Source organism: Clostridium sp. UBA7791, from assembly GCF_002480755.1.
Classification (GTDB): Bacteria; Bacillota; Clostridia; order Clostridiales; family Clostridiaceae; genus Clostridium_J; species Clostridium_J sulfidigenes.
Genome location: NZ_DLCT01000005.1, coordinates 193441 through 217223, shown reverse-complemented (window position 1 = coordinate 217223; position 23783 = coordinate 193441). Strand labels below are relative to the sequence as shown.

The 23783-nt window shown below is 30.0% G+C and carries 16 protein-coding genes; 3 read left to right on the top strand and 13 right to left on the bottom strand.

Annotated elements, in window-relative coordinates:
- Nucleotides 1-132: 132 nt before the first annotated feature.
- From B3Z56_RS06485 to B3Z56_RS06475, 3 genes are all read right to left on the bottom strand, one after another.
- Nucleotides 133-1920 (bottom strand): ABC transporter ATP-binding protein, encoded by a 1788-nt coding sequence (locus B3Z56_RS06485; protein ID WP_346878492.1) that lies wholly within the window; start codon nucleotides 1918-1920, stop codon nucleotides 133-135.
- Entirely contained in the window at nucleotides 1920-3647 is a 1728-nt protein-coding gene (locus tag B3Z56_RS06480) for an ABC transporter ATP-binding protein (protein ID WP_346878491.1), read from the bottom strand. The genes B3Z56_RS06485 and B3Z56_RS06480 overlap by 1 nt, the downstream gene beginning before the upstream one ends.
- Before the next feature lie 261 nt (nucleotides 3648-3908).
- Nucleotides 3909-4196 carry a DUF503 domain-containing protein gene (locus B3Z56_RS06475; protein WP_035131176.1) on the bottom strand — a complete coding sequence of 96 codons (288 nt, stop codon included), beginning with the start codon at nucleotides 4194-4196 and terminating at the stop codon, nucleotides 3909-3911.
- A gap of 315 nt (nucleotides 4197-4511) precedes the next feature.
- On the opposite strand from B3Z56_RS06475, the gene B3Z56_RS06470 reads away from it, so the two are divergent.
- The 3 genes from B3Z56_RS06470 (at nucleotide 4512) to B3Z56_RS06460 (ending at nucleotide 7705) form a co-directional block, all read left to right on the top strand.
- Complete coding sequence (locus B3Z56_RS06470; RefSeq protein WP_346877231.1) at nucleotides 4512-5894, top strand: MATE family efflux transporter; 1383 nt, start codon at nucleotides 4512-4514, stop codon at nucleotides 5892-5894.
- Between the two features lie 91 nt (nucleotides 5895-5985).
- Nucleotides 5986-7101, top strand: a complete 1116-nt coding sequence (locus B3Z56_RS06465; RefSeq protein ID WP_346878490.1) for an SLC13 family permease — start codon at nucleotides 5986-5988, stop codon at nucleotides 7099-7101.
- A gap of 94 nt (nucleotides 7102-7195) precedes the next feature.
- Nucleotides 7196-7705, top strand: a complete 510-nt coding sequence (locus tag B3Z56_RS06460; RefSeq protein WP_346847301.1) for a ferritin — start codon at nucleotides 7196-7198, stop codon at nucleotides 7703-7705.
- A gap of 148 nt (nucleotides 7706-7853) precedes the next feature.
- Here B3Z56_RS06460 and B3Z56_RS06455 read toward each other — a convergent pair whose 3' ends face one another.
- The 10 genes from B3Z56_RS06455 to B3Z56_RS06410 all read right to left on the bottom strand — a co-directional run bounded on the left by B3Z56_RS06455 (nucleotide 7854) and on the right by B3Z56_RS06410 (nucleotide 23761).
- Entirely contained in the window at nucleotides 7854-11297 is a 3444-nt protein-coding gene (locus B3Z56_RS06455) for a pyruvate carboxylase (RefSeq protein WP_346878489.1), read from the bottom strand.
- Between the two features lie 502 nt (nucleotides 11298-11799).
- Nucleotides 11800-12213: a hemerythrin domain-containing protein gene (locus tag B3Z56_RS06450; protein WP_346847299.1), complete on the bottom strand. Its 414-nt coding sequence runs from the start codon at nucleotides 12211-12213 to the stop codon at nucleotides 11800-11802.
- Nucleotides 12214-12398: 185 nt separating this feature from the next.
- Nucleotides 12399-14144 carry a flavin monoamine oxidase family protein gene (locus B3Z56_RS06445; RefSeq protein WP_414632296.1) on the bottom strand — a complete coding sequence of 582 codons (1746 nt, stop codon included), beginning with the start codon at nucleotides 14142-14144 and terminating at the stop codon, nucleotides 12399-12401.
- An 85-nt stretch (nucleotides 14145-14229) separates the two neighbouring features.
- Nucleotides 14230-15636 (bottom strand): L,D-transpeptidase family protein, encoded by a 1407-nt coding sequence (locus B3Z56_RS06440; RefSeq protein ID WP_346847298.1) that lies wholly within the window; start codon nucleotides 15634-15636, stop codon nucleotides 14230-14232.
- 188 nt (nucleotides 15637-15824) lie between these two features.
- On the bottom strand, nucleotides 15825-16571 hold the full coding sequence (locus B3Z56_RS06435; protein WP_346847297.1) for a biosynthetic peptidoglycan transglycosylase: 747 nt from the start codon (nucleotides 16569-16571) through the stop codon (nucleotides 15825-15827).
- A gap of 337 nt (nucleotides 16572-16908) precedes the next feature.
- Entirely contained in the window at nucleotides 16909-18168 is a 1260-nt protein-coding gene (locus tag B3Z56_RS06430; RefSeq protein ID WP_346847296.1) for a GntP family permease, read from the bottom strand.
- Nucleotides 18169-18192: 24 nt separating this feature from the next.
- Nucleotides 18193-19335, bottom strand: a complete 1143-nt coding sequence (locus tag B3Z56_RS06425; protein ID WP_346878488.1) for a glycerate kinase — start codon at nucleotides 19333-19335, stop codon at nucleotides 18193-18195.
- 304 nt (nucleotides 19336-19639) lie between these two features.
- A complete protein-coding gene (locus B3Z56_RS06420; RefSeq protein WP_346847294.1) occupies nucleotides 19640-20725 on the bottom strand; it encodes a CdaR family transcriptional regulator in 1086 nt (361 codons plus the stop codon).
- Between the two features lie 75 nt (nucleotides 20726-20800).
- Entirely contained in the window at nucleotides 20801-21964 is a 1164-nt protein-coding gene (locus B3Z56_RS06415) for an SAM-dependent methyltransferase (RefSeq protein ID WP_346847293.1), read from the bottom strand.
- Nucleotides 21965-22219: 255 nt separating this feature from the next.
- On the bottom strand, nucleotides 22220-23761 hold the full coding sequence (locus B3Z56_RS06410) for a glycine betaine uptake BCCT transporter (protein WP_346878487.1): 1542 nt from the start codon (nucleotides 23759-23761) through the stop codon (nucleotides 22220-22222).
- Nucleotides 23762-23783 lie beyond the last annotated feature (22 nt).

Sequence of the window (23783 nt, the reverse complement as noted above, 5' to 3'; positions counted from 1 at the left end):
GCTCATGCGGGTTTCATGATATTAGGTTACTTAAACTATAAAATTAAATGTATATTTAATTTTATATTGTGATATATGTATATTAAAAAAATATAAAAACGTCTCTTAAAAAGAGACGTTTTCTAATATTATTTAACTTCTTACTTCTTCATTATTTCTAAATTGACTATTATAAAGTTTCTCGTAAAAACCACCCTTTATCATTAACTCTTCATGAGTTCCTTGCTCTATAATATTACCTTCATCTATAACTAAAATTAAATCCGCACTACGAATAGTTGAAAGTCTGTGGGCAATAACAAAACTTGTTCTTCCCTTCATTATATTCTTCATAGCTTTTTGAAGTAATAGCTCTAGTCTAGTATCTACAGAGCTTGTTGCCTCATCTAATATCAATATGGCAGGATCTGATATTATAGCTCTAGCAATAGTTAACAATTGCTTTTCACCTTGAGATATATTAGATGCTTCTTCATTAAGAAACATGTTATACCCATCAGGGAGAGTCTTTATAAAGTGGTGTACATTAGCTATCTTAGCAGCTTCTATTATTTCCCCTTTCGTAGCATCAAATCTACCATACTTTATATTATCGTAAATTGTACCATTATACAGCCATGTATCTTGAAGAACCATTCCAAATATTGAACGTAGATCTTCCCTCTTCATGTCTCTAATGTCTACTCCATCTATCTTTATAGCTCCCTCTTTGATATCATAAAATCTCATAAGCAAGTTTATAAGAGTAGTTTTACCTGCTCCTGTAGGACCTACAATGGCTACCATTTGCCCACTCTTAACCTGTGCACTTAAGTCTTTTATTAATGGCTTGTCGTCACTATATCCAAACTTAACATGTTCAAAGGTAACATTACCACGTGGATTTTCTAATTTTATTGAATTCTCTTTATCTGTAATTTCCTCTTCTTCATTTAATATCTCAAATACACGATCTACTGCAGCAAAAGCTGATTGTATAGCTGAGGATAATTGAGTTACCTGAGAAAGAGGTTGATTTATCTGCCATATATAACGAATAAATGCTTGTAGATTTCCAACAGTAATGGCACCTGCTATGGCATTAATTGCACCTAATACTCCAATCGCTGCAATTCCTAAATAACTTACTAGAGAAACTAGGGGTGACATTATACTTGATATAAATTGAGCTTTAAATCCAGTACTACAAAGTTCTTGATTTATATCTCCAAATTCTCTTATAACATCATCTTGCTTTCCATATAGTTTTATCTCATTAAAGCCAGTATACATCTCCTGAACCTTACCATTTAGGTTTCCTAAAGCATTTTGTTGATTATAAAACAGTTTCTGTGATCTTCCAACTATAACTCTAGATATCATATAGCTTATAGGTATTATAAGTATAGCTACTAGTGCCATCTTCACATTTATTGTAAACATCATTATCAAGGCAAAAGTTAATGAAAGAACTGCATTAACTACTTGAACAAAACTTTGCTGTAATGCATTAGATATAGTATCTATATCATTGGTAATACGACTTAATACATCTCCATAGCTATTTTTATCAAAGTAACTCACTGGTAATTTTCTAATTTTATCTTGAACTGCATTTCTTAAATCCCTCATGGTATTTTGAATTGCATTAGTTAACATGAAGCTAGCTGCATATGTTGATGCTGTACCTCCTACATATACAAAGGCTAAAACTATTAAAATTTTTATTATATAATTAAAGTTTACTGAGGCTCCTGCTACTCCTTTCGCCATATCAAAGGCATCCTTGGTAAGCTGAGTTATAATTAATCCTTCTGTCATGGGAGCTAGAGCAGTAAAGACCGCTGCTATAATTACAAATATTATGGCCCCTATAAAAGGCCATTTATAAGGTTTTACAAAGGGAGAAATTTTACTTACTGCATTTTTAATCTTCTTCATTATGCCAACTCCTCCTTTGTTAATTGTGATGATGCAATCTCTTTATATATATCGCAATTTTTCAGTAACTCTCTATGAGTTCCTATTCCAACTACTTCACCTTCATTTAATACTATAATTTTATCAGCATCCATAATAGAGCTTATTCTTTGAGCAACTATCAATACTACAGCCTCTTTAGTTTCATTTTTAAGCTTAGCTCTAAGAGTAGCATCTGTTTTGAAATCTAAGGCAGAAAAGCTATCATCAAAAATATATATTGCAGGCCTTCTTATTATAGCTCTAGCAATAGATATTCTTTGCTTTTGACCTCCAGATACATTACCTCCCCCTTCACTTATTAACTCCTCAAACTTCTTAGGTTTTTTAATTATAAAGTCATAGGCTTGGGCCACCTTTGAAGAATATTCAACCTCTTCTACAGTAGCTTTCTTTTTACCAAATCTAATATTTGTATCTATACTTCCTGTAAATAACCTAGTCTTTTGAGGTATAAATCCAATTTTTTTACGTAAAGTCTTTAAATCATATTCTCTAATATCTATCCCATCTATCTTTATACTTCCTTCAGTAACATCATAAAATCTAGGAATTAGGTTTATTAGTGTACTTTTTCCACTACCAGTACTTCCTATAAACGCAATAGTTTCTCCCTTTTTAGCTGTAAAGGAAATATCTTTAAGCACAGGTACTTCTCCATCTGGATAAGTAAAGGTAACTTTATTAAATTCTACATTTCCTTCATTATTACTTTTCTTGATTCCATTCTCAGGATTCTTGATAATAGGTTCAGCATCTAATAGCTCTTGTATTCTATTAGATGAAACTTGTGCTTTGGGATACATAACAAATACAGTTGAAAATAACATAAGTGAAAACATAGCATGGAATAAGTACTCTATAAAAGCAACTAATTGTCCTACTTGAAGAGTTCCCAGATTTATCATGCTACTAGAAATCCAGAATATGGCTATGATTGCTAAATTAAGCACTAAGAAAAAGCTTGGCTGAGATATAGACATAAGCTTGAAAATCTTCTTTGAAATCTCAGTATAGTCCTTATTAGTTTCAGCAAATCTTTCTCTTTCATGATCATCATTACCGAAAGCTCTTATTACCCTTATTCCTGTCAAATTTTCTCTAGATATTCTGTTTAACTTATCTAAATTTTTCTGTTGAATCTCTGACCACGGATGGGAAATTTTAGCTATTATGAATACACCAATAATTATAAATGGTAATGTAACAGCTAATATACTTGATAAGGATGAACTTGTTTTAAGTATCATCACTAAGCTTACTATAAACATTACTGGTGTAATCAACGCTAATCTCAGTAATATATTTATAAATTGCATTACTTGAAATGCATCGTTGGTAGTTCTAGTAATCATTGATGATATACCAAATCTATCATATTCACTATGAGAAAACTCTTGTGATTTCTTAAATATATCATTCCTTATATCTCTAGTTACATTTGTAGATATTTTAGATGAACAATATCCTAACAATATTGTCCCTAAAACCCCTATTATAGATATAACTACAATTATAAGTCCCATTGTTTTTATATATTCTATATCACCATTAGCTATTCCCTTGTCGATAACTTTAGCCATAATAGTTGGTATTCCAAGTTCAACTAAAGCAAAGCCAAATACTGATATTATATTAATCATAAGAAGCATTTTATAATTTTTTAAGTATTTTAAAATTAATTTCATTTTATAATTCCTCCTTTGTAAATATTTTTTAATACTAATAATATAAATTAATAATTTAATTATCTGTTCTATAATTAACTTTAATTATTTACCACTATTAGAACATAATACCCACAGCTTAACTATGAAGTCAATGGAATTTATAACCGTGAATACAATTACATAAAGAATTATTAATATTTATTATTTTATTTCCTCTATGTGTGTTGCAACTTTCCCCTTTTTAATATCTTCTAAAATTTTTCACCATTTAATACCACATCAAAACACATCTTCCTCGTTCTCAATTTTAATTATTTCTGCATCTGTATTTTCTTCTATAAAATTTATTATATTTTCCATGGTAGAATGGACCTGAGCTGATGTTCCACAAACTCCTGCAATACCTATAACTAATGTTTGATGTATATCTTGTTCATCAACTTCGCCAACAGAAATATTAAACTTATTTCTTAGTCTTTGCATTAAACTCTTTATCACCATTCTCTTTTCCTTTAAAGAATGTACCCACGAAGCTCTTAGTGTCACACGCATTATTAATATTTTCATTATATTATCACTCCATTGATTTAATATTTTATATTAATTTCTCCAGTTTCAATAATGTTATGTTCTTACATGGTAAACCCATTGATATTACTGTAATTAAGGCTCCTAGAGCAAATCTAATCAATTACCTCCAATGTACCCTATTATTCTAATTTTATCACAATATTCCTATATATATCCTTCGTTGCTCTTCTTTTACATACATCCTATAATGATAAGGGGATTTTTTTATCTTAAGGTATATATAAACTTAGTTTTAAATTATAAACTTTAGATTAAAATCTATAATTATATCATTTGAGGAGGTAAACTATTATGAACTCTGAAACTATCACTAAAAGGGATAATAAGATTAAAGATAGTTCTATCACTGATATGACCATTGGAAACCCTTTTAAAATTTTATGGACTTTTTCTCTTCCCATGTTACTTAGTTCACTTTTTCAACAACTTTATAATATTGTGGATAGTATTGTAGCAGGAAAATTTATAGGAGTAAATGCTTTAGCTGCTGTAGGTGCTTCTTATCCTATAACTGCACTATTCATCGCCGTAGCTGTAGGCTCTAGTATGGGATGCTCTGTTGTAGTTGCACAAATCTTTGGTTCAAAAAAATATACTACTATGAAATCTGCAATTTCAACAGCTATAATATCTCTAACTAGTCTTAGCATTATTTTAACTATCTTGGGTAGTATTTTTTGTAAGCCTCTTATGAGACTTCTTCATACTCCAGAAAATATATTTTCTGATTCTGCCCTTTATTTACAAATATACATAAGCGGAATTATATTTTTATTTTTATATAATACTGCCACCGCCATATTTAACGGTTTAGGAGATTCCAAAACACCTTTATATCTTTTAATTTTCTCTTCTATATTTAATATTATTTTAGACCTAGTGTTTGTTATAACTTTTAAAATGGGTGTATCTGGAGTTGCTTGGGCTACTTTTATTGCTCAAGGTCTTTCTTCTATACTAGCTATAGTGTGCCTTATTATGAGATTACGTAAAATTGAAGTCACTGAAAAGTATCCTTACTTTAGTAGTTACATTTTAAAACGTATAAGTAGAATTGCCATACCAAGTATAATGCAACAATCCTTTATATCTGTAGGTCAAATTTGTGTACAAGGTCTAGTTAATAGCTACGGAGCCATAGTCGTAGCAGGATATTCTGCTGCCTTTAGAGTTCATACCATTGCTCTTACTTCTATGAGTACTATGTCTAGTGCACTTTCTAGCTTCACTGCACAAAACATTGGTGCAAAGAAAATTTCCCGGGTGAGAGAAGGATATAAAGCTGCAGTAGCTATAACCTTAAGTATATGTGGTGGAATTCTTATTCTATTTTTAATCCTTGCTCCAAAATTAATTGGATTGTTTGTAGATTCTAGTGAGAGCATAGATGTAATTAATGTGGGTACTGAGTTTCTAAGAACCCTAGCACCTTTTTATTTAGTAGTAGGTCTTAAGATGGTATGTGATGGTGTTCTCCGTGGAGCCGGAGCTATGAAAGACTTTATGTTTGCCACCTTTTCTGATTTAATACTAAGAGTAGCCCTTTCCTTCATTTTAGCTTCAATAATAGGATACTCCGGTATCTGGTGGGCCTTCCCTCTTGGTTGGATAATAGGAACTGCGTTATCTGTATACTTTTATTATAAGGGTACTTGGAAACCTTCAATTAATTAAATATATAATTATATTTAGGCTATGTTTTACTTAATAATTAATTTATAATCAAAGTAATACATAGCTTAATTTTTAAAATGGAGATATACAAATGAAAATAGTACAAATTTATAAAAATCAAATTATAAAATTCTTCAAAACCGAGACTATATTAGTAATAGCTATAACTTTAGCTATTCTCTCTTCCTTTATAGCTATACCCAAGATAGAGTATATAGATTTTAAGGTTTTATTTTTATTGCTAAATTTAATGATTATTGTGGCAGCCTTTAAAGATTTAAAGATATTAGACTTCATTGCAGTGTCTATATTAAATAAATGTACAAGCTACACATCATTATGTTTTTCCCTAATATTTATAACCTTTTTCTCCTCAATGTTAGTAACTAATGATGTAGCTCTACTTACCTTTGTACCGTTAACTATAATAATTAGTAAAAAGATTAAGGTTAATCCATTAAAACTAGTAATTTTTCAAACTTTAGCTGCCAACTTAGGTAGTAGTCTAACCCCTATGGGAAATCCACAGAATCTTTTTATTTATTCCTTTTATAATCTAACTCCTGTGGACTTTTTTAGGATAACTCTACCTTTAGTTATAACTGCTATTATATTTTTAACTATATTAATTATAAATAATAAAGAAAATATTAATGTTCCTAGTCTAGATAATATTTCCGGATTCAACACAAAAGGTATTATTATTTTTACTATTTTATTTATTATAGCTATTTTATCTGTATTTAAATTTATAGATTATAGAACTTCCATGGGGGTAACCTTGATATTAACCTTGATAATCAATAAAAATCTATTAAAGGAAGTGGATTACTCCTTACTTATTACTTTTATAGGTTTCTTCATATTTATAGGCAATATTTCCTCTCTAGGTGTTGTAAAAAGCTTTTTATCACAAATACTAAATAGAGCTAATAATACTTACTTTGCATCTATTCTGCTGAGTCAAGGTATAAGTAATGTACCTGCTACAATGCTCATTGCAAACTTCACAAATTATTATAAAGAGCTTTTACTAGGTGTTAATGTTGGAGGAATGGGCACAATAATTGCATCTATGGCAAGTGTTATATCATTTAAGTTATATGTGAAGGAATTTAAATCCTATAGTGGTAAGTTTTTAAAGAAATTTACCTTCTACAATATTTTAGGACTTTTTATATTTATTCCTATTATTAAATTGTTATAGTTGTTATAATTTGAATAACTATGGTAAATCATGTAGAATAGTACTAAATATTTAAAATCCTACAATAAACTAAGGATTATAAGGAGGTATACTAATGTTAAGTGATAATTTATTAAAAAATCTTAATGACCAAGTAAACTTTGAATTTTACTCATCTTACACTTATTTAGCTATGGCAGCCTATGCTGAATCTGTTGATTTAGGTGGAATAGCTAATTTCTTTAGAGTTCAAGCTCAAGAGGAATTATTCCATGCAATGAAACTTTATGACTATATTTTTCAAAAAAATGGTGTTGTTGAATTAGATAAAATTGATAAACCAGAGGGCAAATATGAAAGTATAATAGATGTATTTGAAACTGGTTATAAACATGAACAACTAGTTACAAGTAGAATTTATAAGTTAGCAGATATTGCTTCCGAAGAAAAAGAACATGCAACTATAAGCTTACTTAGATGGTTCATAGATGAGCAGGTTGAAGAAGAAAACACCTTCAACACTCTTCTTAAAAAGATTAAAAGAGCTGAAGATAATCCAGCAGCTTTATATATGTTAGATGAAGAACTTGCTACAAGAGTTTTCACTCCACCAACTACTGCTTAATGTGAAAATCAATTACTCATTATAATATTTAGTGAGTATAATGACAATGCAAAAGACTTACTTAGTGATAAAACATTAAGTAAGTCTTTTATAATATATATAAATTTTTTATAGGCAATTTATTTTGCTACAAATTAAGTAGATGTTATTACTTTAATTTTACTAGTAATTGTCCTGTCTTTACTTGTTGTCCTTCTGATACAAGGATGGAGTCAATAGTACCATCCATAGAAGCTACTATATTAGTTTCCATTTTCATTGCTTCTATTGTCAGTAAGCTTTCTCCCTCTTTAACTTGTTGTCCTTTTTCTACTAAGACTTTAATTATAGTTCCAGGAATACTCGCTCCAATCTCTAGCTTATCCTCAGCATTAGCCATCTTTATAGAGCTATCTTTACCATTACTCTTTAAAGCACTTGCTGTTTTATCTTTAATTTTAATTTCTCTTCTATTTCCATTAATTTCAAAGGCTAGAGTTCTATATCCTTCTGAATCTAATTTACCTATTTCTATAAATTGAACTATAAGGGTCTTGCCTTCTGCAACTTCAACTTCACATGTTTCACCCTCTGCAAGTCCATGGAAGAATACATCACTACCCATACGACTTACATCACCATATTCTGAAACAAATTTTAAGAAATCTTCAAATACTTCAGGATATAAAGCATAACTTATAACATCTTTTTTAGATGGAGTATATTTATATTTATCCTTTAAATATTCTTCAATTTTATTAAAGTCTTCAGGTGGTAATAATTCTCCTGGTCTATCTGTTATAGCCTTTTCACCCTTTAAAACTATCTTTTGTAGTTCCTCTGGGAATCCACCTTCTGGTTGACCCATCATCCCTTTGAAATAAGATACTGCCGAATCTGGAAAAGCCATATTTCTTCCCTTTTCACAGATATTTTCAGAAGTTAATCCATTTTGAACCATGAAAATAGCCATGTCCCCTACCATTTTTGAAGAAGGTGTAACTTTTATTATATCCCCTACCATATTATTTACCTCTTTGTACATAGATTTAACTTCTTCAAATCTATGACCAAGTCCAAAACTTTCTACCTGAGGTTTTAAGTTTGAATATTGTCCCCCTGGAATCTCATATTTATAAATTTCTGCTCTACCTGACTTAAGTCCTGATTCAAACTGTTCATATACTGGTCTTACAGCATCCCAATAATTTGATAACTTTTGAATTTCACTTACATTTATGCCAGTATCTCTGTCTGTATTTTCAAGAGCTGCTACTACAGAGTTTAGAGCTGGTTGGCTAGTTAAACCAGACATACTATTAAAGGTTGTATCTACAATATCTACTCCTGCATCGGCTGCCATAAGCACAGTTGCTACACCATTTCCAGTAGTGTCATGAGTATGTAAATGAATAGGTATTGAAATCTCATTTTTTAATGCCTTAATAAGTTTTTTAGCTGCATAAGGTTTAAGCAATGCAGACATATCCTTTATAGCAAGTATATGAGCTCCCATTTTTTCTATTTCTTTAGCCTTATTTACATAGTATTCAAGACTATATTTATCTCTAGTTACATCTAAAATATCTCCAGTATAGCATAGAGCAACTTCTGCTAATTTCCCACAGTTTAAAACTTCATCAAGCGATGTCTCTATACCCTTTAACCAGTTAAGTGAGTCAAAAATTCTAAATATGTCTATACCACTCTTTGAAGATTCTCTTATAAATTCTCTTATTACGTTATCTGGATAATTTTTATATCCTACTCCATTAGCTCCTCTTATCAGCATCTGGAACATAACATTAGGAATTCTTTTTCTTAATTCCTCAAGTCTTTCCCATGGAGATTCTTTTAAGAATCTGTAAGCCGTATCAAAGGTAGCTCCCCCCCACATCTCAAGAGAAAACAAATCTCTTCCATAGGCTGAGGTCGCCTTTGCAATGTTGAACATATCTCTACTTCTCACTCTTGTAGCCATTAAGGATTGTTGTGCATCCCTCATAGTAGTATCAGTAATTAATAGTTTTTTCTGATTCTTGATCCAATTTACAACACCCTGTGGACCTTGTTCATCTAATATTTTCTTAGTACCTTGTATTCCTTCTAAAGAGTCTATAACTGGAATAACTGGTACGTCAAATTCTCTCTTATTTCCCTTAGTTTCATTTACTATTTTTTCTCCAATGATTTTTAAAACCTTATATTCTTCATCAGTTCTAGGTTTTATATCAAATAATTGAGGATTATCTGCTATGAAATTAGTATCACATTGTCCTCTTCTAAAGGTTTCATTATTTAATACGTTTATTAGAAAATCTATATTGGTCTTAACTCCAGTAATATTCAACTCTTTAATGGAACGTATGGATTTTCTAATTGTATCTTCAAAGGTTCTAGAATAAGCTGTTGTTTTTACAAGTAAACTATCGTAATATGGACTAATTACAGCACCACTAAATCCATTTCCTCCATCTAGTCTTATCCCAAATCCTGAACCTGTTCTATAAACATCTATTTTCCCTGTATCTGGGGCAAAACTATTAGAAGGATCTTCTGTAGTTACCCTACATTGGATTGCAAAACCTCTTGGTTTTACATCTTCTTGTGAACAGATTCCTATTTCCTTAGAATCTAAACTATATCCCTGTGCTATCAAAATTTGACTTTGAACGATATCTATTCCTGTAGTCATTTCGCTAACAGTATGTTCTACTTGTATTCTTGGATTCATCTCAATAAAATAGTGATTGCCATGTATATCTACTAAGAACTCTAAAGTTCCGGCACTTATGTATCCTACAGATTTTGCAATCTTTAAAGCATCTTCACAGATAACTTGTCTTTTTTCTTCACTTAGAGATACTGCTGGGCTAAATTCAATAACCTTTTGATGTCTTCTTTGTATTGAACAATCTCTTTCATAAAGGTGAACTATATTACCATGCTTATCTCCAAGAACTTGAATCTCAATATGTTTAGGTCCTTCTAGATATTTTTCTATAAATATATCATCTATTCCAAAAGCCTTTTTTGCCTCATTTTTAGCACTTTTAAAAGACTCAAGAAGTTCTTCTTCTTTTCTTACTATCCTCATACCTCTTCCACCACCACCGGCAGCAGCCTTTAGCATGATTGGATATCCACATTCTTTTGCAAATTTAATTGCTTCCGTCTCTGAAGTAATTGGTTTTTCTACTCCTGGTATTACAGGTACACCAACTTCTTTTGCTACAATTTTTGATTTTATTTTATCCCCTAATCTATCCATCATTTCTGCTTTAGGTCCTATAAATTCTATTCCTGCCTCTTTACACTTTCTAGCAAACTCAGGATTTTCAGATAGGAATCCATAACCTGGATGGATGGCATCTACACGCTTTTTTAATGCAAGATTAATTATTTCATCAATATTTAAATAAGCGTCAACAGGGCTTTTATTCTTTCCAATCTGATAGGCTTCATGAGCCTTTGTTCTGAAAAGAGAAAGCTTATCCTCCTCAGAATATATAGCAACAGTTCTTATTCCAAGCTCGTGACAAGCTCTAAATATTCTTATTGCAATTTCTCCTCTATTTGCTACTAATACTCTTTTGAATTTTTTCTTAGTCATATAAAAAACACCACCATCTTTTATTATTTTCAACTAAAAACTTTATAAATTTATGCAATATATAATCTTTAGTTTATGCAAAATATATTTTTTTAACAAAAATAATTGGACTCCAATAACATGTTTTTAATTATATCACACACTTTTTATAAAGTATAGCATTTTTATAAAATTATTATGTACAACTGAAATTTAATATTTTTATACTTGCAAATATAATGACTTGAATGAAAAAATGATTTAAAATAATTCTATTCGAACTATTTTAAATCATCTTCAAACCCTTGTATTTAGCTATTTTGCTTATAATCCATTGTATATTATCATACATTTTTAATTATGCAAGATAATATTTTATGAATTTATATTCTTTAAATATTTTATTTGTGTTAAATCAATTTATTGTATTTTTATTTAATATTAACTAATTTATTGTATAAACCACCTATAATATATTAATTAATTCCATTTTTAGTAATAAAATATATAAAAATTTATGATGCTAATTAACATTTATCATTTTATATAATTCATTTTCTTCCTTGGTAATCCTTGTCTCTATAGCTTTTAATATACACTTAGTTTCTTCAACAAATTCCATTAAATTAGCTTCAATTTTATTCTTAGTATTAAATTTATTTTTATAACTAGTGAATACTTGTGAAATTTCACCCATTTCATTCATATATAAATTAGCCATTTTCTTAAGTGATAAATCTTTACCATTAATCAAAGTTGGATATAAAAATTTATCCTCTGATGTTAAGTGAATTTGTAATTTCCCTGCGAGTTTATTTATATGGCTTGCTGCTTCCATTGCATTTAATGCCATAACATTTTTATTTATCATTTCTTTTATTAGCCTTATTTCATCTGATATGTCTCCGTGTTGTCTCATTAAATTATTTAAATTCATGGTAATACCCCCCTACTGATTTACTACCTTTATTATAAACAAAATGTAGCAGAAGTTATGTACCATTTGTTACAACCTTTAGCATATATCCTCTATTTTAATTAATATTAGAAAAGGTCATATCAAAATAATCTATTAATCTTAAATTAATATAAGATTTAATATATTTTGATATAACCTCATTTTTAATTTATACCTATTTTCATATAATTTTTACAATGTTCTGCTACTTCATTTGCAGCAATCATTGCACTTTTTATTGCTCCTTGTATCCATCCATGTTCCTGTGAAATATGTTCACCAGCAAAATATACTCTATTATCATATTCAGGCTGGCTAGAAGCATAGGCAAATAGCCTTTTTTGGCCAGGCATATAATAGCAAACAGCTCCAAAAAATCCTTGTTCATTATCCCATTGTATGGTTTTACTATCTAATACTATATCATCAAGATATCCTTGTTTAAGTCCTTGGACATGCTCTACTTGTATTTTTATCCATTCTAATCTAGTTATTGGTTCTAAATTACCAAGACGCATTGCATCTCTAGATAGATTGTAGGATGCTAAAAGAACCCCAGCCCCTCCATAACTTTTATACTCTCTTCTCACAGAAGGTATTACCTGACTTTCCAAATCGGCAATATTGTACTCAATATTATAAGATGGGTACCATATACTTCCTATTGGTAAGTCTGTATAAGAGGCTCCACCTATTATTGCTTTACTAGGTCCCCCTTCTTCCCAAAATTTCTCCTTACACATAAAGAGAGTTTTTTGTCCTGCTATATAATTAACCTCTTTGATTGCTTGCATTTTTTCTGTGCTAAACATAGGATATATATTTACATTACGAAGGCTAGAAAATGGTATAGTGCATATTACAAAATCAAAGCTCTGGTGGTGACTACTTATTTCTTGTTCACTTTTATATTCTAAAATAACTTTATTATCTTCGTTATTTTTGTATATACCTTCTACTCTATTCCCACTTTTCCAAGTTATATGTCCTAGTTGATCCTGTAAAATGTCATTATACTCTTTAGGGTCAAGTGACATTAATGAATGATACATTGCAATAGGTAACCATACTGTTCCTCCATCAATTTGGTACCTAAAAGCATCATCTACAGCATACTGTTCTTGGAGACTTTCTATATAACTATTATCATAGAGCCATCCAGAAAATGTAACAATAGATGATAACATTTCTATAGCACCTTCACTTAATCCCCGTTCTTCAAGTTCTCTTCTTATGCTTAAGCTGTCAAAGTATTCAATTTCTGGAGAGTACCTTTTTTTATTTTGTAATAACTCTCTTCTTATATCTGGGCTAATTTGAAGTAAGCTAGCTCCTAAGCCATAACTTACAAGCTTTTGCCATGGCTCTTGTCTTTCCCATGGTGCTAAATTAAATTCAGGATATATTTTCTCCATAACACTTATTCCATCTGGATCATTGATAGCTCTTTTATTTCTCACATAAATAAAGGCATTATCATTATTTTGAATAAAAGGTGTTGTTCTTAATTTAAATTGATTTATATACTTCCATGTAGCTTCATGACTTACTGGTATTCTCATAGCACCAAGCTCACCATAAAATCTTTTATTTTCATCAAAATAGTAAGTATAAATTCTTCCTCCTATACGTTCCTTTTGCTGTTCAAATATAGTTATGTCAAAACCCAATTTCCTAAGCTCAAAAGCAGCAGATAAACCTGCAATTCCTCCTCCTATTATACCTATATTAATGCCTTTGCATCCACCCGGTGGTAATATGGTTGTAATGTCCTTTGGCGGGCTAAGTAGTTCAATTAAATTATCATAGTCTTCTATTCGACCTACTTCCTCTAAAGCAAGCCTTAGCATACTATGCCTTTCCTCGTCTGTAGGATTACTTGGCTGCACAACTTTAATTTCCCTAGCCAAATAGTTTCAACTCCTTTTAGTTCTATAGTAATTATAATATTCTACTTTACTAAAAAGAGTTCTATGGTTTAATTATATAATCAAACTAAAAATAACATATTACTGGTGTACCCTGAGTTATATATTCAAATATCTTACTAGCAACATCATATGGAGTATTTATACATCCATGAGAACCATCTGTTATATAAATTTGCCCTCCAAATTTTGAGCGCCAAGTAGCATCATGGATACCAATATCCCCATTGAAAGGCATCCAATAACTAACGGGTGCCGCATAATTTTCTCCTCTTAAAGTTGCATTTTTTTCTTTGTAAGTTAAACTGTAAATACCTGGTGGAGTAGCATGCTTACTATCAGCATTACCACTAACCATAGGCCCTTCCGTAATTAAAACTCCATCATTGTAAAACCATATATGCTGGGTTGTTAAATTAATTTCTACATATGTATTTCCGAAATCATTTGCACCATAAGCTACAGCTGTTTGAGCATATATAGGTTGTCTTTCTTCCTTTTTTCCATCTTTAATAGCATTAATTAAAGTTTCAGTTTCTTCACTATAATTAATTAACCATCCATAGTTACCTCCGCTTACATTTACGGTAGTTCCAATGGAGGTTTTAAAATTTCTTGTAGCCCCATAAGTATCGTACTTAATAGACAGTGAATTTACATATTCTCTTGCCTTTTCTTCATTAATAGATACCTTAAAGTTTTTATCAATATCAAGCCAATTATGAATAGAATCTCCATTTAATACTTCTTTATTATCTCCAAATTTATGAGTAATTACTGAGCCTATATACTTATCAAGAGTATTTTTAGCATTTACCACTTCCTTTGAAGCAACAGTATACTTTGGTTTTTCATAGCATTCAATTTCTTCTAAATTTATTTCATCTACTTTATTATTAAGTGCTTCCTTAACTTTTTTATATAATATATCTTTATTTACCTTATTTCCTTGTACTTCATCTTTAATTACGTATTCCTTATTTTCATATTCAATTTTAGCACTCTCAGGTTTAATTACATTATCATTCTTAAAACAATTTAAACTACGAAACTTCTTTTTTAACAATTCATCATTATAAGATACTTTTTTTTCTAACTTATAATCGCTAGTATTAAAAACTCCATAAATCCATCCAAAAGCACTTTGATTATCCTTCAAGTCTCCAATTTTGTTTTCTAAATTATACTTATATTCAATGTCGCTTCCATTTATATTTTCTTCAATATTACCTCTTTGCTTTAACTTTAATATATAAGCTTCACTTTCTGCTAATATATCAGCTTCTATATCTTCCGTGGTTTTTCCAGTAACACTAACTCCATTAATCTTAGTTCCAAAATAAAATCTCTTCATAAAATATAAAGATGTACTTAAATATATAATTAGCAAAATACTAATGGAAATTATAATACCTATAATTATCCTCTTCTTTATATTCACACTTTTTTCTACTTCTTGATCTTTAATCTCCATAATAACCCCCTATATAACTAGCAATTGCAAATAAATTTACCCCGATTATTTACAATTAAATAATATTAATAAATATATTCTCATACTATATATACTAATCATACCACTTTAAAAGTACAAAAATATAGGTTGTACCTATTATTATTAAAGTACAACCTATAAGTTTTAATTTATAGCTTTTTCAACCCTTAATTTATAGTTTCTGAAGCAAGCGTAGCCTTATTGAAAGTTTTATCCATTTTACCGTTACATAGTAACTCTGCTTCCTCTCTTGAAATAACATTATTTCTTATCATAGACATTAATACAACTTCACTTCTTTCCTTTGCTCTTTCATAATTTTTAGATAATGCATAGTTTTCTGGTGATTGTGGTAATCCAGCTAACAACAATGATTGAGATAAAGTTATTTCATTGGGTGATGTATTAAAGTATCCTTTAGAGGCTTGTTTAATTCCAGAATAGCCATCGCCATAATATATTACATTTACATATAGCTCTAATATTTCTTCCTTTGAGTAATTATTTTCTAGTTCTCTAACCACAAAAATTTCCGCAATTTTTCTTTCCAATCTTTGCTCATGGGTAAAAAATAAGTTTTTTGCTAATTGCTGTGTTATTGTACTTCCCCCCATAATTATTTTCCCTGCATCAATATTACTAATAGCTGACCTTCCTATGGCTATTAAATCTATTCCATTATGATTATAAAATCTATGATCTTCTACGGATACAATAGCATCTAGGAAGTCTTTAGAGATTCCATCTATAGTTACATAATCCTTACCATTTCTTATATCATTAATTTTTTCTTGTACCCCTATATCAGAGGTAGCAGCTCTATATAAAGAATATCCATCTTGTAAAACAAAAACTCCAAGTGCTGTCATTAAAACAATAATCCCTAAAGTAAGTTTAACTAATAACTTCTTCATTGCAACTCCTCCTTATAAGTTTATTATACATCTCTTAGTTCACATATGTTATCGAAGTAACTTACACTTATCTTACACTTTTGTAATTTACAATTTTATAGGTTAACATATTAATTATTAATTACTAAAATTAATTAATATTATAGTCAATGACTAGTGATTTAAAGAAGGCTTTAAAATAAAAATACTATCATCAAAGAATTCATAAGTATTCCTTAATGATAGTATTTTCCTATTTAATTAAGAGTCTATGGATTTTAAAACTTGATATTGCTCTATTACTTTTAAAATTTAAATATTGTATTTCTTTTTAACTATTATATCTATACTTACTAAACTAGAATATAATTCCCCACATTATTGTAGAAACTAAAGTCATTGATAATCCTACTAAAGATTCATATGGTATTAATTTCAAACGCTGTCCTATGCTCATCCCTGTTGCTCCTGCTGTTGCATGGAAGAAAGAACCATGTGGTAGATGATCAAGAACTGTAGCTCCAGCATGAACCATCGCCGCTCCTCCTATAGGTGATATACCTACTCCCACTATGGCTTGTGAGAATGTAGCTGATGCTATAGTTGACCCTGAGGTTGTTGAAGCTGTAGCAGCACACATTAATATTCCAGAAATAGGTGCCAATACAAATGCTGGCATATTTAAAGCATTAAGCACTCCTATAGTTGTAGCCTGTAATCCTGATGCCTTTATTATTCCTGCTACAGTACCTGTCCCTATTAAAAGTATTGCTACAGGCATCATTTTAGATAATCCAAAGGTTAGATATTCGTTAATATTTTTACCTTTACCCATAACTAAAACTCCTATAATACCTCCAACTGGCAATGCTATAAGTGGATCTATTGATATTCCTATTAATGGTCTAAGTGATAGTAAAATTATAGTTACAATTGGACCAATTATTGCTGCAAAGAAAGATGGCAATTCCACCTCTTCAACATCTTCTATTTTTGTTTCTTTTGCACCTCTATACTTTTTATTAAGTAAAGAAGTCAATATTACTGTAACTACAAGCCCAACTATGGCAGGAATTATATTAGCTACCATTAAAGATGACAATTCTACTCCAAAATTTTCTGCTGCTGCTATGGTATTAGGGTTTGGCGATACTATATTTCCTGCCTTACCTCCACCAATCATAGCTAAAAGTATAACCATAGGTGAATATCCTAATTTCTTCGCTATTGCAAGGGCTATAGGTGCTACTGTTATTACTGCTACATCTATAAATACTCCAACAGCTGTTAGTATCATGGTTGATAACGCTATGGCAAATAGTGCTCTTTTCTCACCTAAGCTTTTTACAATTTGATCTGCAATTTTAGCTGCTGCTCCTGTCTTAATAAGTACTCCTGCTAAAACTCCAGAGGTCACTATACGAAGAATTGCTGGCATGATATCTTTTGCTCCGCTTATCATTACACTTACGGTTCCTTCAATTCCAGCTCCACCTACTAACCCTCCAACTACTGCACCTAATATTAAACTATATACAGGTTGTACTTTTTTAATGATTAATACTATGGCTACTACAAGCCCAAGTAAAGCTCCTAATGTTGTAATCTGTACTTCCATTATCGTCACCCCTATTTAAGATTTTTATTCTTTCATTGTCTTTATAAGTCTGAAAATTTGCGTCATTGTTGATGTCATATTCTTTATAGCTGTTTCTTTATTAACTGCTTCTTCTATAGTCATAGCTGAATTTATTATAGAAAAATAGGCATCTATTCCTTCTTCATTACACTTAACAGCATCTTCTGTAGTGCATCCTGCCACTGCTATTACCTTAACCTTATGTTTTTTAGCAAGCTTAGCAACTCCTATAGGCGCTTTTCCCATGGCAGTTTGATTATCTAGTCTACCCTCACCAGTAATAACTAAATCTGCATCCTTTAAGGCTTCTTCTAACTTAATTTCTTCTAATATTATCTTAATTCCAGATTCTAGTTTTGAATTTAAGAACCCTAAAAATGCAAATCCAAGTCCACCTGCTGCTCCCACACCTTCTGTCTCAGCTATATCTTTTCCTAAGTCTTTTTTAACCACCTGTGCAAAATTTCTAAGTCCTCTATCTAATTCTTTCACCATATCAAGAGTTGCACCTTTTTGTGGTCCATAAACATAGGCTGCTCCATTTTCTCCATACAAAGGATTGGTCACATCACAAGCTATTTTGAAGGTACACTCATCTAACTCCTTCAATTTATTATGTGTTTTTATAGTTTTTATCTTATTTAATACCTGGCCACCAAAACCAACAGGTTCATTATTTTCATCATAAAACTCATATCCTAAGGCCTGTAGCATTCCTACTCCTGCATCATTAGTAGCACTTCCACCTATTCCAACTATAAAGTTTCTACATCCTTCTTTTATGGCAGCTTTTATTATTTCTCCAACTCCATAGGTAGTAGTTTTTAAAGGATTTCTTAGTTCTTGTGGAACAAGTGCATAACCTGCCCCTTGAGCCATTTCTATTATTGCTGTATTGTTATTTTTTAATATCCCATACTTAGCCTTCACCTTTTCTTCCACTGGACCTGTAACAGATATAATTTTACCTTCACCATTCATGCCTTCTACTAAGGCATCTACAGTTCCCTCTCCCCCATCTGCTAAGGGCATTATTTTTATATCTGAATTATTATCTACATTCAATATTGCTGTTTTTATTGCATTAGCTGCTTCAATTGAGGTTAAACTTCCCTTTAAAGAATCTATAGAAATTACAATTTTCATTGCTACCTCCTCCTTTTATCAAATTATATCAAAGGATTTTTGTCACTTCTATGTTACACACAACAAAATAATACGTTTTCACACCTTAATTTTTGTCATATCTAATATTGAATTTTCAAATTTAAAATCCTTCATAAAAATATTTTTACTTATAAACAAAAATATCTCAAAATTGGTTATAATTAATCCTCATTTTTATTTGATTGATACCTATTATTCCATATAGATACAATTTCAATAAAAATTTTAGATTTAATCAATTTTGAGATAATTCATTATTAAAAATTTCTTTGCATTTTGCCTTTTATGATAGTTTTATAGCTAAATAAAGTATTACGGATTCATTAAATTTCCTTGGATTAAATCCTGATTTTTCATATATTCTTTCTAATCTGTACTGAAGGGTATTTTTATGTACATATAGCTCTTCTGCAGTTTGTTTTAGAGACATATCATTTTTATAATAAACCTCCAATAGATTTATATCCTCTTCATCAAGAGATTTTAATACCTTATCCTTATACTGATTTTTTGTTTCAGTATCTACACTCTCTAAAATAAGCTCTAAATTCAAGCTATCAAGATAAGTTAAAATATCATGGTTTTCAGCGGAGTATTTAAGGGCAATTCTAGCTTCTTCATAGGATTTATACGCTTCATATAAACCCTTTAACCTCCCTACTCCCCCAGTTAAAATTCCATGATACTTACTTAATGTTTCCAAATGAGTGTTTCTTAATTTATTATATCTTTCTTGGTTTACTAACGCTATGAATTCATTAGGATAAATATATAGTTTAAATATATTACCAATATCATCTAATACACCTTTTATATGGTTCTCTATAGTCTCTAGCTCTCTAAGATTATGATACTTATTTATCTTTAAAATAACTATTGCAAACTGCTGATCTAACTCTATTCCAAATTCCTGAAGAATATTTTCAATTTCATTTTTATCTTCAACATTATTATATATCAATGACTTTACAACATAATTTATTCTCTGTTTATCTGCTTCGTATTTATAATTTAGCTGCTGTTCTTTTATAAATATTTCTGTGATTTTAGTGACTAAAAATCCAAATTTACTAACTTCACTAGGCTCTCCAGTTATACCTATAGCACCTACTGCAATATTGTTTATTTTTATGGGATAGTTTATACCTTTTCTACTTCCTTTATATTCCTCATTATCTTCAACAGTTACATTACTCAAAGTTTTTATAGCATTATATCCTGCTTGATGAAAGGTGTTAAGTCTAGATTTATCTGTACTACCTATAATTATCCCATTAATATCTATAAAATTTATATCTTTATCTACAACCTCTTTAACTGCATTTACTATTTCTTGAGCTAAGTTAAAATTGATTTTATTAATTATCATAATTTAAATCATCTCCTTGTGAAGCACTATATACAAACTTAAAGGAGGTTACCTTGTAACAAATATTATATACCACTAAATTAATTCATCCTGCTTTAATAAATTAAACAATGTAGGATTCAAATTAAATTCATTCATTAAAGCATTAACCTCTGAAAGTGCCTTTTCCTTTTTTTCCTTAGCTATACTAGCCTTTGATGCCCTAATTAATATGTTTTTAGGAGAATGAGCTATATCTATAAATTCTAAAAGCTGAGTTTTATATCCTACAGATTCTAAAAGATTTCCTCTTACTGCATCAGTCATGAGAGCTGCTACTCTTTCTTGAACTATGCCGTATCTAGTAAGTATAGATAAGGATTCTGTGTTCATTTGCTTATTAAACTCATGCTGACAACAAGGTACAGAAAAAATCATTTTGCTATTCCATTTAATAGCATTATATAATGCATAATCTGTAGCAGTATCACAAGCATGTAAGGTAATTACCATATCAACCTTATCATTATATTTAAATCCATTTATATCTCCAAGTTCAAAGTGTAAGTTTTCATAATTATATCTTTTAGCTATATCATTACACTTTTCGATTACATCCTTTTTAAGGTCTAGACCTATCATCTTAACATTAATTTTCTTAATCTCTACAAAATAGTAATATAGTACAAAGGTTAAATAAGATTTGCCACATCCAAAATCTAAAATTGTAAGCTCTTTATAATCATTCTTTTTAATTTCATCATCAATGATTTCAACAAATCTATTTATTTGTTTGTACTTATCATACTTAGAATTTACCACTTTGCCTTCTTTAGTGAAGATTCCTAAATCTATAAGGGGCTCAATTATCATTCCTTCTTTAATGATATAATTCTTTTCTTTATTATGTTCTTTATTAATAAGACTTTCATTATTGCTTGTTTTCTTTCCTAAATGAACTTTACCCTTTTTAGATATTCTTAAATCAAAGGTAATATTACTTGCCCAAGCAGAAACTTGTTTATAATTATCCATTGTATACTCTAAGACTTTTTCCTTTAATAAATCTAAAGGAATATTTTCATGAAATACCTGCTTATCAGTATACTTTTCTATTTGATAATACTCCTTCGAGTTGTTTTCCTTTAATATAAATATTATTTTGTTATATTCTATATCTTTATTCATCTTATTACTAATAACTAATTTTATAATATGTTCTTTTATAATTTCATCAATTGCTTTTCTTAATTCTTCCATCTTTACACACCTTACTATTTATATTTGTATCTATTGTATCATATATTAAATTATTGTGTTCTAAAAGAAAAAGTACATCCAAAATATTATATTATCTACATAGGGTATAGATAAATCTTTAATTTTCTATGAAATGATAATATATAGCTTTAACTATTGGTTATAAAAATGAATATTAAAAAGGGAGTCTATGACTCCCTTAAACTTTATAAATTAACTTAATATATATACCTTACAATCTATCTAAATCGCTAATTATATCTTTTCAGTTTTCAGTGCCTTCCACAGTGAAACGCAACATAAAAGCATTACTATAATAAACGGAAATGCAGCAACTACAGATGCTGTTTGTAATGATGCTAATCCACCTGATAACAATAAAGCTGTAGCTAGCAGTGCCTGAAGTATACCCCATATTATTTTCTTTTTATTAGATGGATTTAAATCTCCATTTGAAGATAACATACCTAACACAAAAGTTGCTGAGTTAGCTGAAGTAATGAAGAAAGTACCTAATAATATTATAGTAAATACTGAAATTATACTTCCTAGTGGATATTTAGTTATAACTTGGAAGAATGCAGTTTCTGGTGATGCAGCTAAGTTTTTTAATACATCCATTGTGAGCTCGCCAGTAATACCAAGATTTACTCCAAGAGTTCCAAAGACTGAGAACCAAATTATAGATACAATACTTGGTGCTACAATAACTCCAATTATAAACTCTCTAATAGTTCTTCCTTTGGATATTCTAGCAATAAATACTCCTACAAAAGGTGCCCAAGCAATCCACCACGCCCAGTAAAATATTCTCCAACTATTTACCCATTTATTACTTGCAAAAGGTTCAATATGCAGGCTACTCTCTATAAACTCTGCTAGATAACCACCTGTACCATTTAAAAAAGTATTTATTATCTTTATGGTTGGTCCTATAAATAGAGATAAAATTAAAATCCCAAAAGCAATGACCAAGTTTATATTTGATATTGCACTAATTCCTTTTTCAATCCCACTAACTGCAGTCCAAATAACTATTACTGTTATGACAAATATTATAATTAACTGAACTATAGGCGTTTCTGAAACTCCAAACATATAACTTAATCCACTATTAATTTGTAGTGTTCCAAGTCCTAAAGAAGTTGCAACTCCAGCTACTGTGGCAAATACTGCAAGTATATCAATAGTTTTACCAATTGGTCCATTTACTCTTTCTTCTCCTAATAATGGAATAAATATGCTGCTAATTAGTCCAGGTTTATTTTTTCTAAATTGAAAATATGCTAGAGCAAGACCTATAATACTATAATTTGCCCAAGGGTGGAATCCCCAATGCATAAAAGAAGATTTAAAAGCAAAATTTGCAGCTTCAACGGAACCTGGATCCATACCTTCTATTGGTGCTACAAAGTGAGATATAGGCTCTGCAATTCCCCAAAATACTAGTCCTATTCCCATACCTGCTCCAAATAGCATTGCAAACCAAGCAACGGTGCTATATTCTGGTTTTGAATCATCCGGTCCAAGTTTTATTTTCCCAAATTTACTAAATGCTAATACTACTGCGAATACTACAAATATCATCATAGAAAGCAGGTATGCCCAGCCAAATTTTTCAGTTAAAAAATTAAGAGCACTATTGGATATTTTTTCAAAACCACTTTTATCTAAAATTCCCCAAAATACAATAGCAAAAGTTATAATCAATGAAATAATAAAAACTGAATTTGTCCCTTGCTTTCTTTTAGTCTTTACATTTAGTGTTGTATTTGTATTAGTGTTGCTATTCCCCATAACAATATCCTCCTTAAAATTA

What these genes read in the sequence shown, in the direction of transcription:
- B3Z56_RS06485 (WP_346878492.1), bottom strand. Translation starts at nt 1,920, where the DNA reads ATGAAGAAGATTAAAAATGCAGTAAGTAAAATTTCTCCCTTTGTAAAA.
- B3Z56_RS06480 (WP_346878491.1), bottom strand. Translation starts at nt 3,647, where the DNA reads ATGAAATTAATTTTAAAATACTTAAAAAATTATAAAATGCTTCTTATG.
- B3Z56_RS06475 (WP_035131176.1), bottom strand. Translation starts at nt 4,196, where the DNA reads ATGAAAATATTAATAATGCGTGTGACACTAAGAGCTTCGTGGGTACAT.
- B3Z56_RS06470 (WP_346877231.1), top strand. Translation starts at nt 4,512, where the DNA reads ATGAACTCTGAAACTATCACTAAAAGGGATAATAAGATTAAAGATAGT.
- B3Z56_RS06465 (WP_346878490.1), top strand. Translation starts at nt 5,986, where the DNA reads ATGAAAATAGTACAAATTTATAAAAATCAAATTATAAAATTCTTCAAA.
- B3Z56_RS06460 (WP_346847301.1), top strand. Translation starts at nt 7,196, where the DNA reads ATGTTAAGTGATAATTTATTAAAAAATCTTAATGACCAAGTAAACTTT.
- B3Z56_RS06455 (WP_346878489.1), bottom strand. Translation starts at nt 11,297, where the DNA reads ATGACTAAGAAAAAATTCAAAAGAGTATTAGTAGCAAATAGAGGAGAA.
- B3Z56_RS06450 (WP_346847299.1), bottom strand. Translation starts at nt 12,213, where the DNA reads ATGAATTTAAATAATTTAATGAGACAACACGGAGACATATCAGATGAA.
- B3Z56_RS06440 (WP_346847298.1), bottom strand. Translation starts at nt 15,636, where the DNA reads ATGGAGATTAAAGATCAAGAAGTAGAAAAAAGTGTGAATATAAAGAAG.
- B3Z56_RS06435 (WP_346847297.1), bottom strand. Translation starts at nt 16,571, where the DNA reads ATGAAGAAGTTATTAGTTAAACTTACTTTAGGGATTATTGTTTTAATG.
- B3Z56_RS06430 (WP_346847296.1), bottom strand. Translation starts at nt 18,168, where the DNA reads ATGGAAGTACAGATTACAACATTAGGAGCTTTACTTGGGCTTGTAGTA.
- B3Z56_RS06425 (WP_346878488.1), bottom strand. Translation starts at nt 19,335, where the DNA reads ATGAAAATTGTAATTTCTATAGATTCTTTAAAGGGAAGTTTAACCTCA.
- B3Z56_RS06420 (WP_346847294.1), bottom strand. Translation starts at nt 20,725, where the DNA reads ATGATAATTAATAAAATCAATTTTAACTTAGCTCAAGAAATAGTAAAT.
- B3Z56_RS06415 (WP_346847293.1), bottom strand. Translation starts at nt 21,964, where the DNA reads ATGGAAGAATTAAGAAAAGCAATTGATGAAATTATAAAAGAACATATT.
- B3Z56_RS06410 (WP_346878487.1), bottom strand. Translation starts at nt 23,761, where the DNA reads ATGGGGAATAGCAACACTAATACAAATACAACACTAAATGTAAAGACT.